We start from the raw sequence: 14497 nt of genomic DNA, 5'->3' as shown, positions 1-14497 counted from the left end.
CTTCAGCCGTTCGTGAGCGAAGTCCTCTGGGAAAGCGCCGGTCCGGCGAAACAACTCACTCGTACCGCGGCAGCCGCGCCGACTCGTCCGAGCCCTCGACGAACGGGAGGTCGGTTCGCTCGGCCTCCACTTCCTCACTGTCCACTCGAACAGTCAGCGCCTCGTCCGGCAGGTCGTAGTCCACGGCGGCGAAGGCGATGGGCTCCTCGCGCGTCGGACTCTCCACTGCTCGCGTCACCTCCCCGATGGACGCGTCGCCGGCAAAGACCGCCGCGCCCAAGTCCGGGACGGCGTCGCAGGTCAGGCCGACCAGCCGCGTCGAGGGCTGGCCGCGGTTCTCGACGCGGGAGACGACCTCCTGGCCGACGAAACAGCCCTTCTCGAAGTCGACGGCGTTGCGCAGGCCGAGGACGTTCGGGATTCTCCCCTGCAGCTCCGTCTCGAACAGCGGCGTCCCGGCTTCGAGTGTGAGCGTCTCCCAGGTGCGGTAGCCGAAGGGGGCGGCGTTGACCCCGCGGTTCTCCAGCGTGTCGAAGACGTCGCTGGCGACGTCAGCGGCACAGACCACCTCGTACCCCTCCTCACCGGCCAGGCCGTCGCCGCGGATCACGGTGACGCCGGCGTCGACCATCGTCCCGCGGACAAAGGAGAGGTGCGCTTCGGGCGTGCCCGCGCCGTTGAGCACGCTGGCGACCTTCTCCGTCGCCTCGGGGCCGTGGACGCCGAAGACGGCGAACTCGTCCGTGGCGAGGTCGATGTCGACGTCCTGGATGAACGTCTTCTCCCGCCAGTCCTCGACGAGCGGTTCGGCCCGGTCCGGCGCGGTGAAGATCAGCAGGCGCTCGCCGGCGTTGTAGACGTACATTGCCGTCTCGATGGCGCCCTGCGGATCGAGGAGGAGTGCGTAGCAGCCCTCGCCGTCCGCCGTCGGCACGCAGTTCGAGACGGCGTTGTCGACGAAGTCGACGCGGTCCGCGCCGGTTATCGTGACGACGCCGTAGCCCATCTCGATCACGCCGACGACGTTGCGCACCGCGCGGACGACGCGCTCGGGCCGGCCGTAGTGGTCGACGACGCGTCGCCCACCCACCTCGCGGTACGTCGCGCCGTGGACGTCGTGGACGTCCTCGATGACGGTCATTGGTCCCCGATGGGCGCTTCGGAAGGATAAGTCCACGTACTCTGGGACGGTCGGCGGGTAATGCGCTTCGGGCGGGCGACCGTCGATACCAGAAGCGTATTGGTTGCTATCGCTGACACGTCACACATGTCAACCGACACAGACAGTCAGCTCGAACGCGTGCTCCGGGCGAAGCGAGCCGCCGGGTGGGCCTCACCGATCACGGGCGTGAAGCTGATCCTCTTCGGCATCCAGCTCACCCTCATCGGCGGATTTGTCGGAGGACTGGAGGTGTTCGGCCTCGCCGGCTTCCTGATCAGTCTGGTGGGTCTGGTCGTCCGGTAATCCGCCGGGAGGACGCACGATGGACGAATCCGAAGCCGATACAGTCCCGGCGATGTGATCGAAGGACGATCGGTCCACGATCCGTGTACGATGAGCGACCCACTGATCGGATGCGCCACTCCGGACGACGCACCGGAACTCGCCGAGGTGTACCACAGCGCCTACGCCCGGAACCGCGAACTCGGCTTCCCCGCCAGCGCGGAGAGCGTCGAAGTGACCGAGGTCGCCGACTGGATACGGGACCACCGCGTCTTCGTCGCGCGGGTCGACGGCGATATCGTCGGCGGTGTACGGGTCACGGAGACAGACCCGGACCGTGTCAAGATCAGCCGGTTCGGCGTCCACGAGGAGTGGAAGGGGCAAGGCATCGGCGGTCGGTTGCTGGACCACGCGGAGGACGCGGCGCGAGCGGACGGGTACGAGCGGGTGTGGCTCACCACGCCCGGCGAGCATCCCTTCCTGCCCACCCTGTACCGGAGCCGCGGGTACGAGGAGACCGGCGACTACCCGCTCGACTACCGGGATTACGACGAAATCGTCATGGAAAAACGGCTCTGATCTCCGGAGCCAGATGATTGTTCCAGTTGCAGGGTTAGATACGAGGATTCGGCCGGGCTACCCGAAGTTCCACTCATACTCGCCTGGTTCGACACACCTCCAGAACACTTTAGACCATAGTTCGCGTACTATAGACTATGTCGAACGCTCCATCCCCCACCCAGCCACCGGACGCGGGACACACCGCACACCGGTTTTTCGTCGTCCAGGAGCTGCTGGGGACGCCTGACCTCGCGCGGTTCTACACAGACCTCCTGGTCAACTCTCCGACGACGGTCACGGCGGCCCGTGAACGCCAGGGATTCTCCAAGAGCACTGCCTACAAGTACGCGAATACGCTCGCCGAACTGGGCGTCGCTGAAGAACTGGACGAGTACGAAGACGGGTCCTCGCTCTGGCGTGCCGATCCGGTGAGTGGGGACTGGACTGACGAAACGACCCTCGAACTCGGTCCCGCCATCATCGCGGTCTACGGGGCGACCGGCGTCGACGACGACCTCGAACTGTTCGTCGACCGGCACGGAAAAGCGGCACTCGCCCCGGCGGTCATGGCCACGCTCGCGTACCTGCAGGGTGAGACGACGCGCCGTGGCGTCGCAGACGAACTCGGCGTGCCCGCCGTGGAGGCCATCGCCGTCACCCAGGCGATCGAGCGGATCGTCACTGTCGTGAAAGACCACGACCCGACGCTCAGCGATATTGCGTTCGAGGTGGACGTTCACGACCGAGCGATCGAGCAGGGGCCGTACCAGCGCGCCGATGCGTGAGGAACATCCCTCGCCGTTCCCGACGGCCCTCGTTCTCGACACGAGCTTTTTGCGAACGATTGGCGGGACAGACTCGACCCCGTATCAGACGTTCATCCAGTACGTCAGAGCACAGGACGTCGACCTGTATTTGACGCCAGGAGTCACGGAGGAAATCGCGGAACAACACGGGTACATCAGTATCGACTGGGTGGATCGAGCGGATACGACGGAGTGGATCACCGTCATCGACACCGTCGAACCGGGAGTACGGATGCACGACGGGCCTCGCGCTGGCGAACTCATGGACCGGGTTCACGAACGGCTGGCGAAGTTCGAGCAGACGGATCCGGACGAGTTGCGGAAGACCGATTCGGAGCTTCCAGCGGCCGCTGTACAGCTTCTCGGTTCGACGGCGCACGATTCCGTCGGTATCTTGATCGACGACCGGAACGCCGAAAGAGCGATTTCCGGCGTGATCGACAATACGTACTACGAAGGGCGCATTCGAGTACTCAGTATCTGGGATGCCATCGAGCAAATTCGGTAAGAGCGCTCTAAGATGGCAGCGAGTCGATGGAGTGATGATAAATACAGGGAAAAGACGTACCACTCACGTCCAGAGGTGCCGAGAAACCAGCTGAAATACTCCTATTGCACCCACTATCAGAGAGCAGACTGCACCGATAACAGCCCAGATCTCACCATCACCTTGCCCAATCATCACCAGCATGGCTCCGCCAGCGATAATCATAGCTACAGTAGTAAGAACAATACGCGTATCTGATTCATCCAAACTCCCCATGCAATAGTGTAATTTTAGCTACCGATAAGCATTGTTCAATAAGCACACCCACAGAACGGCCAGTACAGGGGAAACGGCCCGGAAAAACCAACTCCAGTTCTCGAAGTCGGCTCTCTCTCAGTCCCGGCGCGCCAGCAGCCCGGCCGCCAGCAGCGCGACCACCGCCCCCACGACGGTGAAGCCGGGGCCGCTGAAGTCGGACGTCTCGGTACCGGTCTCGTTCTCGGTCGCCGAGGCGGTGGCGGTCGCCTCGTCGCCGTCGGCGCCGACGCCCTCGACGCTGGCGGTGGCCTCGAGGTCGCCGCTGGTGGCGGTGAGGTTGTGCGTCCCGGCGCCCTCGACCGTGACGGAGAGTTCGCCCTCGTCGTTGGTCGTGCCGGCGGACTCGCCGTCGATGGCGACGTCGGCCCCGGAGACGGGGTCGCCGTACTCGTCGGTGACGGTCACGCGGACCGACTCCCCGGCGACGACGCGCTCGTTCGCGGCGTCGAGGCTGATGGCGTCGGTGCGCTGGATGGTGAGGTTGGCCGATTCGGCCTCCTCGCGCACGCGGACCGACGTCTCGTTGGTCTCGTAGCCGTCCCTGGTGACGGTGATATCGTAGTTGGCGTTGACCGGCACCTGGACGGTCGCTTCGCCGTTGGAGAGCGTCGTCACCGTGCCGCGGCCCCCGACCCGCACGCTCGCGTTCGCGACGGCCTGGGGCGGCGAGTAGTGGTCGTCGCGGACGGTGACCTGGAGGAGCCGCGAGTCCTGCTGGACTTCGACTTCGTGGGTGACGTCACCGTCGACTGTCAGGTCGGTCGCGTTCCGGAGGTACCCCTCCTTCAGGACACGGACCTCGTAGTCGCCCTGTTCGATGTCGCGCGTGGCGAAGGTGCCGTCGCTGGCGGTGCGTCCGTCGGCGATGCGGTCGTCGCCGTCGTAGATTTCGACCTTCGCGTCACCGACCGGGCCCTGGGCGTCGACGACCTCGACGGTCGCCGAGCCGGCCTCGGCAACCTCGACGTCGACCTCTCCGGTCTCGGCGTCCTGGATGACGAGCGGCGTGTTGCGGACGTAGTCCTCGTCGTGGACCGAGATGGTGACGTTGGCGCCCTCGGGCACGTCGACGAGGGCCTGGCCGTTGGAACGGGTGGTCTCGTTGACCGGGCCGCCGTCGTCCCAGGTCGCCGAGATGTCGACGTCGCTGACGGTGTCGCCGTCCTGGTCGACGACCGTCACTGTGAGCGTTACGTTGCTCTGGCCCGCGACGACTGCCGGTACCCCCACCGAGAGACAGAGTGCGGCCACGAGAACGACCGTCGCGTGGACGCGTGTCGGTATCATAACTACCCGGTACGTGTCCTGGGATAAATGGTTTCCGTCCGATCAGCACCGTCCCTCGGCCGATGCGTCCCCGTTCGGTAGTCTGTACCCGCCGCCCGATCAGTGCCCGCGTCCGTCGTCAGCGGCCGCCGCCGCCAGCCGCTCCACTTCGCCGGCCGACATCGTCGTCATCGGCCCCGGAATGGTCCGCGTGATAGCCGCGGCGGCGAGGCCGTGGCGCAGCGCGTCCTCCGTCGACGCGTCGGCGAGGTGCCTGTGGAGGAACCCGCCGACGAACGCGTCGTGCTGGCCGGCCGCGTCGACCAGTTCCGTCTCGATGGCGTCGACCTCGTGAAGGATGTTGTCGTCGACCGCGATGGCGCCCCGCTCGCTCCGGGTGATGACCACCTCGTCGAAGCCGCCCTCCGACGCGATGGAGTGGATGATCTCCCGCGGGTTGCCAGAGCGTTCGAAGATGGTCTTGGCGTCCTCCTCGTTGGCGATCAGGACGTCGACGGCGTCGAGCAGCCCCTCGAACGCCCGCCGGGCCCGGTCGGCCGACCAGAGTCCGGGGTCGAAGTCCAGGTCGAGGACGCGCGTCCCGCCGGCCGCCCGGAGGATGGCCTCGACGGTGTCCGCCGCGTTCGGCGACAGCGCCATCGTCGACCCGCTGACGAACACCGCGTCGGCGCTCGTTATCTTCGTCATCGGGAGTTCCCCCGGCGTGACCGTCGCCGCCGCGACGTCGCCCCGGTCCTGGATGGCGACGTCCTCGCGCGGGCTGCGCGCCATCTCGTGGAACGAGAGGCCCTGGCGCCCGGCGTCCGCCTCGGCCCACACGACGTCGGTGTCGAGTCCGTGTTCGTGCAATTCCGACTGAACCCGCTTGCCCAGCGGCGTGTCCGGGAGCTTCGAGATCCAGACCGACGGCGTCCCCAGACGACTCGCCGCGACGGCGACGTTACTCTCTGTCCCGTCCGCCCGCAGGCGGACGTCCGTGGCGGTTTCGAGGCGCTCGCGCCCCGGCGGCGTGATGCGGAGGGCTGTCTCACCGAAGGTGACGAGACGTGTCATACGAGCCCATCGATAGCCCCCCGCTTAGTTCACACGGCTGTGTCGACGGGTGATTTGGGGGTGGGTGAGGCTGTGGTTGGTGACTCACGTGGTGTCGACTGGGATTTCACGACCGAAGGAACGCTTCTCGGCCCGCTCTCTGGAGTCGACAACAGATCCAACAACAACCCGAAAGCCCTCGGCCCGCTCGGGTCGCGGGGACCACCTTGTGCTCCTCACTTCGTTGCGGTGCTAAGGGGTCCCGGCTTCCCCGACCGAGCCTCGCCCTTTCAGTCCACCAGGTGACCGCACCGCCGCCCTGCCCTCCCCCTGGTCGCGCGATGAAACGCGCTCTCACGGCTGCGCCGTTCGAGCAAACGCGGTCACTTCGCGCCCGCTCCGCTCCCGGCCGACCGCCGCGCGGTTGCGGAGCGGGCAGGAAGCGTGATTCGCGCCGGACGGCGCGAATTCGGGGAGGTCTGGTGGCTTTAATCGCGAGCGCTTCCGTGGCGCGAGTGATGCAGTCCCTGGCGGACTGAAACGGCGAGGCGCGGTCGGCGTCTCCGCGAGCGGAGCGAGCGGATGGCTCGGAAGACGAGCGAAGCGAGTCTTCCGGCGAAGCACGGACCCACAAGCACCGACGGCGCGCAGCGGGTCCGCGCGAGTCGAGCGCGCCGAGGGCTTTCGGGTTGTTGGCGGTCCTGATTCCAACTCCAGAGCGTGCGCCGAGGGCTTTCGGGTTGTTGGCGGTCCTGATTCCAACTCCAGAGCGTGCGCCGAGGGCTTTCTTCTGTTGGTGGGAGTGTTAGCAGCAGTTCCTCCAGAGTACGCACGGGCGTTCCGCTGTCAGTATTACAGCAGTAGACTGGTACGAAGCGAACCCAGAACGACCGATTCTAAAAACTCATTCCCGCCGTCCAGAATGACCGGGATAGTCGCGCTCGAACCGGTCTTCCAGTTCGCCGCGGTCGAGTTCGATGACCACCGGCCGTCCGTGCGGACAGGCGTACGGATTCTCGCACTCGTCCAGCGCGGCCAGTAACTCGCGGATCGACCCTTCCGTCAGCGACGTGTTGCCGGTGATCGACGGGTAGCAGGCCAGATCACCCAACAGTTCGTCGGCGGCGGCCTCGACCGTCTCGGCGGCCGCGTCCTCGCCCGAGACGAACGCGGACAGCGCGTCCCGGACGAGTTCCGGGCCGGCGCCGTCGGCGACGACGCCGGGGACCGTCGTCACTTCGACGGTGCGGTCGTCGACCCGGTTGGCGTGGAAGCCCAGCCGGGAGAGCGCCTCGCCGCGGTCGGCGAACAGTTCGGCCTCCCTGGCCGTCAGTTCCAGTTCGACGGGGTCGGCCAGCGCCTGGGTCGTCGTCTCCCCCCTGAAGGCCTCCTTGAGGCGCTCGTAGTTGATCCGCTCGTCGGCGGCGTGCTGGTCGACGAGGACGAGGCCGTCGTCGGTCTCGGCGACGACGTAGGTCTCGTGGAGCTGGCCGAGGATGCGCATCGACGGGAGCGTGTCGAAGGACTCGGTGGGTTCCTCGCCGCCGAGTCGGCGCTGCTGGCGCCCGCCAGTGAACTTCCGTGAGGGGTCGCTTGGGCGGACCGGATCGCTGGATCGGTCGGTATCGCTCGACCGGCCGGCGTCGCTCGATGGGTCGGTGTCGCTCGATAGGTCGGTGTCGCTGGACGTGGTCCCGGACCCGGCGTCAGTTGGCGTCGACGGCTCCGGGCCGGTCGACGATGACGAAACTGATGCGTCGGTCCCGCCGTCGGCGTCCGCTGTCGGCGGCTGTGGGGTGTCGTCGCCGGTGGGTCGGGACGGGCGCTCGCGTTCGGACGCGCCCGCATTCTGGCCCTCCTTGACGTCGGCGGCGTCGATGGAGAGCCGGCGGGAGTCGCCGCGGTCGGACGAACCCCGGTCGTCGGCACCGTCGCCGTCCGCCTCGCTCCCGTCCTCGCTCCGCTCGGGTGCGATCTCGGTCTGGTCGGGCGCCGACCGCCCGCGCGGTGCGCCGCTACGGATCAGGCCTTCGCGAAGTAGGGCACCTTCGACGGCACTCACGACCTGTTCGCGCATCCCCGCCTCGTCGGCGAACCGGATCTCCATCTTTCGGGGGTGGACGTTGACGTCCACCGTCCCGGGGTCGACGTCGAGGAAGAGGACGGCGAAGGGGTACCGGTCGGGGGCGAGCTGGGTGCCGTAGGCGTCGACGACGGCCTCCCTGACCGCGTTCGCCCGGACGTAGCGGCCGTTGACGTACGTCGAGAGGTACTCGCGGCCGGCGCGGTTCGTCTCGGGGTGGCTGACAAGGCCCGAGACGCCGTCGAGGGGACCCTCTGGGAGGTCCGAATCGTCGCTCTCCACGGCGATCATGGACCGGGCCACCTCCCGGCCGTAGACGGACATCACGGTCTCCTGCAGGTCGCCCTGCCCCGTCGTCGCGAACGTCTCGCGGCCGTCGTGTTCCAGCGAGACGGCGACGGCCGGGTTGGCCAGCGCGTAGCTCGTCACGACGGTGTTGACGTGGGCGAACTCCGTGCTGGCCTGCTTGAGGTACTTCCGGCGGGCGGGAACGTTGTAGAACAGGTCCGCCACCTCGATGGTGGTTCCCTCCGGACAGCCCGCGGGGCCGACGCTCGTCACCTCGCCGCCCTCCAGCACCAGTTCGGTCCCCGTATCCTCGCCGCGCGGGCGCGTGGTGATAGTCACCCGCGACACCGCGCCGATGGCGTGGAGCGCCTCGCCGCGGAAGCCCAGCGTGGCGACGCCGGCCTCCAGGTCCGCGATGTCGCTGATCTTGGAGGTGGTGTGTTTCTCGACGGCGGTCTCGACCGCCTCGCGACTCATTCCGACGCCGTCGTCGGTGATGCGGATGCCCTCGGTGCCGCCCGCCTCGACCGCGACCGAGACCCGGCTCGCGTCGGCGTCGAGGCTGTTCTCGACGAGTTCCTTGACGACCGAGGCCGGGCGCTCGACCACCTCGCCGGCGGCGATGCGCTCGACGGTCTGGTCGTCGAGCTGGCGGATGGCGGACGCAGTCGCGCCGTCGTCCGACTCCCGGCCGTCGTCGGCGTCGACGTCCCCCGTCATCGGTCCGTCCCTGCCTTCATTGGAGAGGCGTATACGGCCGAGCGACTTTAGCCTGCGGTCTCTCGGCCCGTCGTGCTCGCCAGCTAGCCTACGTGGACTCGTGCTCGCCGTCGACGCCGCCGTACCAGTGGGTCAGCGGCGTCGCGGACAGCCCGTGGGCCAGCAGCGACCCCGCCACGACGAGGCTCGCCGCAGTCCACGGCAGCTCCGATCCCGTCTCGCGGACAGCGAGCGTCGCGTAGAAGACGGCGGCGACGCCGATAGGGCCGAACCAGCCGACGAAGAGGGCGGCGGCCGGCCGGTCGAGGGGGTCTATCGCGCCCCGGAGCGCCCAGAACGCGGGGAGTCGCCGGACCAGCAGGACACCGACGACGAGCCCGACGCCCGCCCAGCCGAGGGCGGCCCACGCGGCCCAGGGAATCGCCATCCCGAAGAAGACGAAGATAGGGAGCGTGAACAGCCGGTTGAACACCTCCTCGACGCGCTGGGCGTCGGCCTCGTCGCTCGGGTCGGCCTGCCAGTTGTACGCGACGCCGGCGACGAAGACCGCCAGGATGCCGTCGCTACCCAGTAGCGTGACGACCCCGAGCACGGCGAAGGTCATCGCCACGACCACCGTGAACACGGAGGTGTCCTCGACGAACTGCTCCGAACTGGCCCACCGTTCGACCCGACCGACGACGGCGCCGATGGCCGCCCCGAGGACGACGGCGCCGAGCACCTCCCAAAGCAGCGTCCGCGTGACCCACGCCAGGACGGCCGCGTCCGGCCGGTGTTGCATGACGAATATCGGCAGGAAGACGAAGGGGTAGGCCGCGCCGTCGTTGATCCCCGCCTCGCTCGACAGGAGGTACCGCAGTCGCTCCGGGATGTTCTCCGTCGCCGTCTGGCCGACGACGATGGCGTTGGCCAGGACCGGGTCGGTCGGCGTGACGACGGCGCCGATCAGCAGCGCCAGCCACACCGATCCCGGCAGTGAGAGCCACGCGACGGCCGCGCTCGCGAGCCACATAAACACCATCACTGGTCCCAGCACGACGGCGAGCGTGCGGAGATTCTCCCGGTAGTAGTCCGGTGGCAGGCGCAGGGCGATGCTGGTGACGGCGATGGCGACCGTCAGCCGCGCGACCTGTTCGAGGACGACGAGCGGGTCGCCAAGCCCCGTCAGCGAGAGCAGTCCCAGCCCCGCCGGACCGACCAGGACGCCGAAGAGCGCGGCGAGAATCTGTTCGGAGGGCAGGTAGCCGCGACTTCGAAGCAATCCCGTTCCGAGGCTCAGTACCAGTACCAGCCCCGCGATCAGCGCGAGCCCGACGTTCAACCGGCTCATTCAGTGCGGGAACGTACGACGAGTAAACGGTTAAAAGCTCGTTGACAGGACGGTCCCGCGATCGCCGACTGGCCGACCGCCCTGTCGACGGTGAGGCCTAGCTGTCGCCCGACGCGGTGGTTTCCGTCGCGTCGTCGTCGCCGTCGTCGTCGGAGTCCTCATCGTCGGAGTCGTCGTCGACGCCGTCGTCATCGTCCTCCGCCGTCTCTTCGGACTCGTCTTCCTCCGCCGTCTCTTCGGTCTCGTCGTCGTCGCCGGCCTCGCCTTCGGCCTCGTCGTCCTCCGTCTCTTCGGTTTCTTCAGTGTCTTCGGCTTCTTCGGTTTCGTCCGATTCCTCGTCTTCTTCCGCGTCGGCCTCGCGCTCGAAGTCGAGTTCGAGTTCCGTCTCCGCGTCGCCGGCTTCGACCGTTATCTCGACCTCGTCGGCGTCGGGGATGGCGACCGTGAGTCGGCCGTCCCCGTCGGTCGTCCCGGCCTGCTCGTCGTCGACGGTCACCGTCGCGTTCTCGACGGCGCTTCCGTTCCGCGTCACTTCGAGCGTCGCGTTACCGCCGCGGGTGACGTTCCCGACGAAGTTCACGTCGAGGACTCCATCCCGTTCGTCATCGTCGTCCTCGTCGACCGACGTCATCGGCACGTCGGTGCCGGACTCGCCCACGACTGGCTTGAGAACGTACTTGCCGCTGTTGCCTGCCTTGTGCACGGCGATGTCGAAGACGAAGTCGACCGACTCGCCGTCGCCGACGGTGAAGGGCTTGTGGATCTGCAGTTTCTCGCTGGGCAGTTTGACCCGGACCTGTTCGCCGTCAGTGAGGGTGCCGTTCACGTCGCTGACGTAGGCGAACACCGTGTCGTAGCTCCCGTTCGGGGCGTCGACGGTGGTGAGCCGCGTCGCGTTGGCGCCCTTGAGCCGGGTTAGGTCGACCGAGCGGTTGTCCACGTCGCGCTCGACCCACCCGCCATCGCTCTCGTTGTCGCCGTCGGAGGCCCGCTGGAACCCGACGCGGGTGATGGTCACGTTCAGGTGGGCGAAGTCGTCGATGGCGTTCTCCTCGTCGCTGACGTAGAAGTCGACGCCGTCGTCGGATCCGCTCGTCTGTGAGACGACGGAGACCGAGTAACCCTGGTTCGCGGTCGATGCGTCGGCAGAAGAGGGGGCAGTGGGAGTCGCCTGGTCGCCCTGGCTCACGACGCCGGAACACCCGGCGAGGACGACGACGGCGACGACCGCCACCGTCCGCAACGTAGTAACTCGCATACACTGTCGTTCTCAAAGGGAAGGGTATCTCTTGTGGCCGTTGTACTGGCTGTACTGACAGGACAGTGGACGCCCGACGCCGGGACATCCGGAACGGTCAGGGGTCGAGGTTCGCCTCGGCCGCGTAGGTCGTCCCCTCGAAGTCGAAGACGCGACGCGTCGAGTCGTAACCCGTCACGTTCTCGACGGCGTGGTCGTCGGCGCGGACGACGACGCGCTCCCGGTCGCCGATGGCCGCCAGCGCCGTCTCCAGCGCGACCAGCCTGTCGCGTGCGATCACCTCACGGATCAGCGTCTCGTCGGCGTCGTCCCCGCTCCGCCGCACGGTCAGCGTGGCGTCCGGCGGGTGGTCGTCGTCCCCCCACGACGGGAACGTGACGAGGGCGTCCCCGCCGTCCTCGGTCTGCGTGGCCGCGTCTGCCACCGACAGCGGGACCGTCGGCGCGTCGAGGTCGAACGCGGCCGCCGGCGGTCGGCGATCGCTCTGGTGGAAGCCGCCGATGAAGGCGTACCGACCGCCGCCGAGGCGCCCGACGCTCCGGGCCAGGTCGGCGTCCTGGTCGTCGACTTCGAACCCGTCGCCGTGGAACAGCGCCAGGGTGTAGCCGTAGGCGTCGCCCGGCGAGACGCTGGTGTAGGGCATGGGGATCTCCCGGGGCGCGATCCGATGCCAGGACCCGTCGGTGAGCTTGTACAGTCCCCACTGGTAGGGGTTGCCGCCGATTTGGCCCCGCGTCCGGTTCACCAGGCGGAAAGAGAGTCGGCCCGGCGCAGCGACCCGCTCGCGGGTCGGTTCCAGGTAGACGAGCGCCGACGCGTCGGCCTCGTGGAACCAGGGGATCTCGAACTGGTCGGACAGCGACGGGAGTGACGCCGAAATCCGGGCGTCCTCTGTCGGTCCCGGCGCCGTCGCGTCCCACGCCGACAGGACCAGCCCCGACTCGTGGCTGCCGAAAGCGTAGGTCCCCGTCGGGAACCCGGCCCGGTCCCAGTGACCGAGCACGTGGTACTCGCCGGTGACGTACTCACCGGGTTCGAGCGTCACCGTCGTCGGGAGTTCCGGCGGGACGTCCGGCGTCTGCCAGTACCCCTCGGGCCCGCGACGGGGCTCCACCACCTCGTCGACGAGGTCGTGATTCGCGGTCGGTGCGAGGTAGAGGCCAGTTTCCACGTCGTTCGGGACAGTGCCCTCGAAGCGTCGCGCCATCCCCCGGCGGCGCAACCGGGTGTGCGAGAGGTCACCGAACGGCGGGAACTTCCACAGCTGGAACGTGTTCTCCCAGTCGGCGTTGTTCAGCAGCGTCGCTTCGAGCACCGCCGGCCCGTCGGCCGTCGCCGTCTCGGTGAAGCCGACCCGGAGTCCCCCGTCGTCGGGCCCGTAGCGATCGACCGGACCGTCCTCCGGCGCGTTGCCGACGACCGCGAGGGTCCGCGGCCCGGTTTCGAGTTCGACCACTTGCCGCGCGTCGGTCGGCGGGACGTCGCGTTCCTCGCCGGGCGTCGTCGACTCGTCCGTCGCGGTGTGGTTCACCGGGACGCTGGTCACCGTCTCGGTCGACCGTTCGGCGTCGCCCGGAACGAGGGCCGAACAGCCCGCGCCCAGGGACGCGCCGACTGTGGCCAGGAGGGCTCGTCTGCGCATACCGGTGGGGCGCACGATAGCGGTAAATGCTTTCACGTCGGTTCGACGGGATTTCACCGACGAATCGCCGCCGGCTGTGGACTCTCTGGTACCAGGAACGGCCTGCAGATACAGGCTCTCTGTTTAGGGCGATACCGCCCGGACTAGTCGCCATGACAGACGGTCTGCTCATCTACGGCGCGTACGGCTACGCGGGGCGGCTGATCGCTCGCCACGCGGTCAGGCAGGGGCTCGAACCCGTCCTGGCCGGGCGACGGGCGGAACCGGTCGAGCGGCTGGCGAGCGACCTCGGCCTTGCCCACGCGGTGTTCAGCCTCGAACACCCGCCGGTCGTCGAGGGGCAGGTACGCGACGTCGACGTCGTGTTGAACTGCGCCGGGCCGTTCTCGGCGACGACGACGCCGATGCTCTCGGCCTGTCTCGACGCCGGGACGGACTACCTCGACATCGCGGGCAACGTGGACGTCCTCGAATCCATCGCCGAGCGGGACGCCGAGGCTTCGGCGGCCGAGATCACGTCCCTGCCCGGGGTGGGGTTCGACGTCGTCGCGACGGACTGCCTGGCCGCCCAGCTCCACGACGAGGACCTGGAGGCCACCCACCTCACGCTCGCCATCGACGGCCTCGGCACGTTCTCGCCGGGGACGGTCAAGTCGATGATCGACGGGCTGAAACGCCCCGGCGTGGTCCGCCAGCAGGGCCGGCTCCGGGACGTCCCGATGGCCTGGAAGACCAGGGAGTTCGACTTCGGTTCCGGGCCGGAGACTGCCGTCACCGTGCCGTGGGGCGACGTCTCGACGGCCTACTACACGACGGGCATCCCCAACATCGAGACCTACGCCGTGGTGCCCGAGTACGCCGCCGACGTGATGGTGCGAACCCGCCGCCTCGCGCCGTTGCTGGGGACGAAGCCGGTCCGAAGCGTGCTGAAACAACTGGTCGACGTCGCCGTTTCGGGGCCCTCGGCCACCGAGCGCGCACGGAGCGAGAGCCGCATCTACGGGGAAGTTATCGACGAGGACGGCCGACAGGTCTCGGCGCGTCTCCGGACGCCCGACACCTACGACGTGACCGCGGCGACCGCCGTCGAGGCCGCTGGCCGGGCGCTCCAGGGCGCCGTCGAGCCGGGCTTCCAGACGCCGGCCTCGGCGTTCGGTCCCGAGTTCGTCTACGCCTTCGACGGCGTCCGGCGCGAGGAGAGCGAGGAACGGGTCGCGGTGAAGGCCTGAACGCCCGCCACC

12 protein-coding genes are annotated in these 14497 nt (G+C 68.1%); 5 read left to right on the top strand and 7 right to left on the bottom strand.

Annotated elements, in window-relative coordinates; translation table 11 throughout:
- Positions 1–55 precede the first annotated feature (55 nt).
- Entirely contained in the window at positions 56–1141 is a 1086-nt protein-coding gene (gene ygfZ / locus BM337_RS09310) for a CAF17-like 4Fe-4S cluster assembly/insertion protein YgfZ (RefSeq protein WP_089816236.1), read from the bottom strand.
- Positions 1142–1267: 126 nt separating this feature from the next.
- On the opposite strand from ygfZ, the gene BM337_RS09305 reads away from it, so the two are divergent.
- The 4 genes from BM337_RS09305 (at position 1268) to BM337_RS09290 (ending at position 3319) form a co-directional block, all read left to right on the top strand.
- On the top strand, positions 1268–1465 hold the full coding sequence (locus tag BM337_RS09305; RefSeq protein WP_089816234.1) for a hypothetical protein: 198 nt from the start codon (positions 1268–1270) through the stop codon (positions 1463–1465).
- Positions 1466–1555: 90 nt separating this feature from the next.
- Positions 1556–2023 (top strand): GNAT family N-acetyltransferase, encoded by a 468-nt coding sequence (locus tag BM337_RS09300; RefSeq protein WP_089816232.1) that lies wholly within the window; start codon positions 1556–1558, stop codon positions 2021–2023.
- A gap of 137 nt (positions 2024–2160) precedes the next feature.
- Positions 2161–2790: a DUF7437 domain-containing protein gene (locus tag BM337_RS09295; protein WP_245778640.1), complete on the top strand. Its 630-nt coding sequence runs from the start codon at positions 2161–2163 to the stop codon at positions 2788–2790.
- Entirely contained in the window at positions 2783–3319 is a 537-nt protein-coding gene (locus tag BM337_RS09290) for a PIN domain-containing protein (protein ID WP_089816230.1), read from the top strand. Before BM337_RS09295 ends, BM337_RS09290 begins: the two co-directional genes overlap by 8 nt.
- 372 nt (positions 3320–3691) lie before the next feature.
- Here BM337_RS09290 and BM337_RS09285 read toward each other — a convergent pair whose 3' ends face one another.
- The 6 genes from BM337_RS09285 to BM337_RS09260 all read right to left on the bottom strand — a co-directional run bounded on the left by BM337_RS09285 (position 3692) and on the right by BM337_RS09260 (position 13256).
- A complete protein-coding gene (locus BM337_RS09285) occupies positions 3692–4903 on the bottom strand; it encodes a PGF-CTERM sorting domain-containing protein (protein WP_089816228.1) in 1212 nt (403 codons plus the stop codon).
- 99 nt (positions 4904–5002) lie between these two features.
- A complete protein-coding gene (locus tag BM337_RS09280) occupies positions 5003–5956 on the bottom strand; it encodes a sugar kinase (RefSeq protein ID WP_089816226.1) in 954 nt (317 codons plus the stop codon).
- An 883-nt stretch (positions 5957–6839) separates the two neighbouring features.
- Positions 6840–9026, bottom strand: coding sequence for a DNA mismatch repair endonuclease MutL (mutL, locus tag BM337_RS09275; protein ID WP_089816224.1), 2187 nt, complete (start codon positions 9024–9026; stop codon positions 6840–6842).
- Between the two features lie 88 nt (positions 9027–9114).
- Complete coding sequence (locus BM337_RS09270) at positions 9115–10356, bottom strand: cation:proton antiporter domain-containing protein (protein ID WP_089816221.1); 1242 nt, start codon at positions 10354–10356, stop codon at positions 9115–9117.
- Positions 10357–10453: 97 nt separating this feature from the next.
- Entirely contained in the window at positions 10454–11614 is a 1161-nt protein-coding gene (locus BM337_RS09265) for a DUF4382 domain-containing protein (RefSeq protein ID WP_089816220.1), read from the bottom strand.
- Between the two features lie 97 nt (positions 11615–11711).
- Positions 11712–13256 (bottom strand): hypothetical protein, encoded by a 1545-nt coding sequence (locus BM337_RS09260; protein WP_089816218.1) that lies wholly within the window; start codon positions 13254–13256, stop codon positions 11712–11714.
- A gap of 152 nt (positions 13257–13408) precedes the next feature.
- On the opposite strand from BM337_RS09260, the gene BM337_RS09255 reads away from it, so the two are divergent.
- Positions 13409–14485, top strand: a complete 1077-nt coding sequence (locus BM337_RS09255; RefSeq protein WP_089816216.1) for a saccharopine dehydrogenase family protein — start codon at positions 13409–13411, stop codon at positions 14483–14485.
- The last annotated feature ends 12 nt before the right edge of the window (positions 14486–14497 follow it).

This window comes from Halomicrobium zhouii (assembly GCF_900114435.1).
Lineage (GTDB): Archaea > Halobacteriota > Halobacteria > Halobacteriales > Haloarculaceae > Halomicrobium > Halomicrobium zhouii.
Note: the sequence above shows the minus strand (reverse complement) of the source record. Positions and strands in the feature narration are given on the sequence as shown.

Excerpts from the sequence above, each read along its gene's own strand:
- BM337_RS09295 (WP_245778640.1), top strand. The coding sequence starts at position 2,161 with ATGTCGAACGCTCCATCCCCCACCCAGCCACCGGACGCGGGACACACC.
- BM337_RS09305 (WP_089816234.1), top strand. The coding sequence starts at position 1,268 with ATGTCAACCGACACAGACAGTCAGCTCGAACGCGTGCTCCGGGCGAAG.
- BM337_RS09270 (WP_089816221.1), bottom strand. The coding sequence starts at position 10,356 with ATGAGCCGGTTGAACGTCGGGCTCGCGCTGATCGCGGGGCTGGTACTG.
- BM337_RS09290 (WP_089816230.1), top strand. The coding sequence starts at position 2,783 with ATGCGTGAGGAACATCCCTCGCCGTTCCCGACGGCCCTCGTTCTCGAC.
- BM337_RS09260 (WP_089816218.1), bottom strand. The coding sequence starts at position 13,256 with ATGCGCAGACGAGCCCTCCTGGCCACAGTCGGCGCGTCCCTGGGCGCG.
- BM337_RS09285 (WP_089816228.1), bottom strand. The coding sequence starts at position 4,903 with ATGATACCGACACGCGTCCACGCGACGGTCGTTCTCGTGGCCGCACTC.
- BM337_RS09280 (WP_089816226.1), bottom strand. The coding sequence starts at position 5,956 with ATGACACGTCTCGTCACCTTCGGTGAGACAGCCCTCCGCATCACGCCG.
- BM337_RS09265 (WP_089816220.1), bottom strand. The coding sequence starts at position 11,614 with ATGCGAGTTACTACGTTGCGGACGGTGGCGGTCGTCGCCGTCGTCGTC.
- BM337_RS09300 (WP_089816232.1), top strand. The coding sequence starts at position 1,556 with ATGAGCGACCCACTGATCGGATGCGCCACTCCGGACGACGCACCGGAA.
- BM337_RS09255 (WP_089816216.1), top strand. The coding sequence starts at position 13,409 with ATGACAGACGGTCTGCTCATCTACGGCGCGTACGGCTACGCGGGGCGG.
- mutL (WP_089816224.1), bottom strand. The coding sequence starts at position 9,026 with ATGACGGGGGACGTCGACGCCGACGACGGCCGGGAGTCGGACGACGGC.
- ygfZ (WP_089816236.1), bottom strand. The coding sequence starts at position 1,141 with ATGACCGTCATCGAGGACGTCCACGACGTCCACGGCGCGACGTACCGC.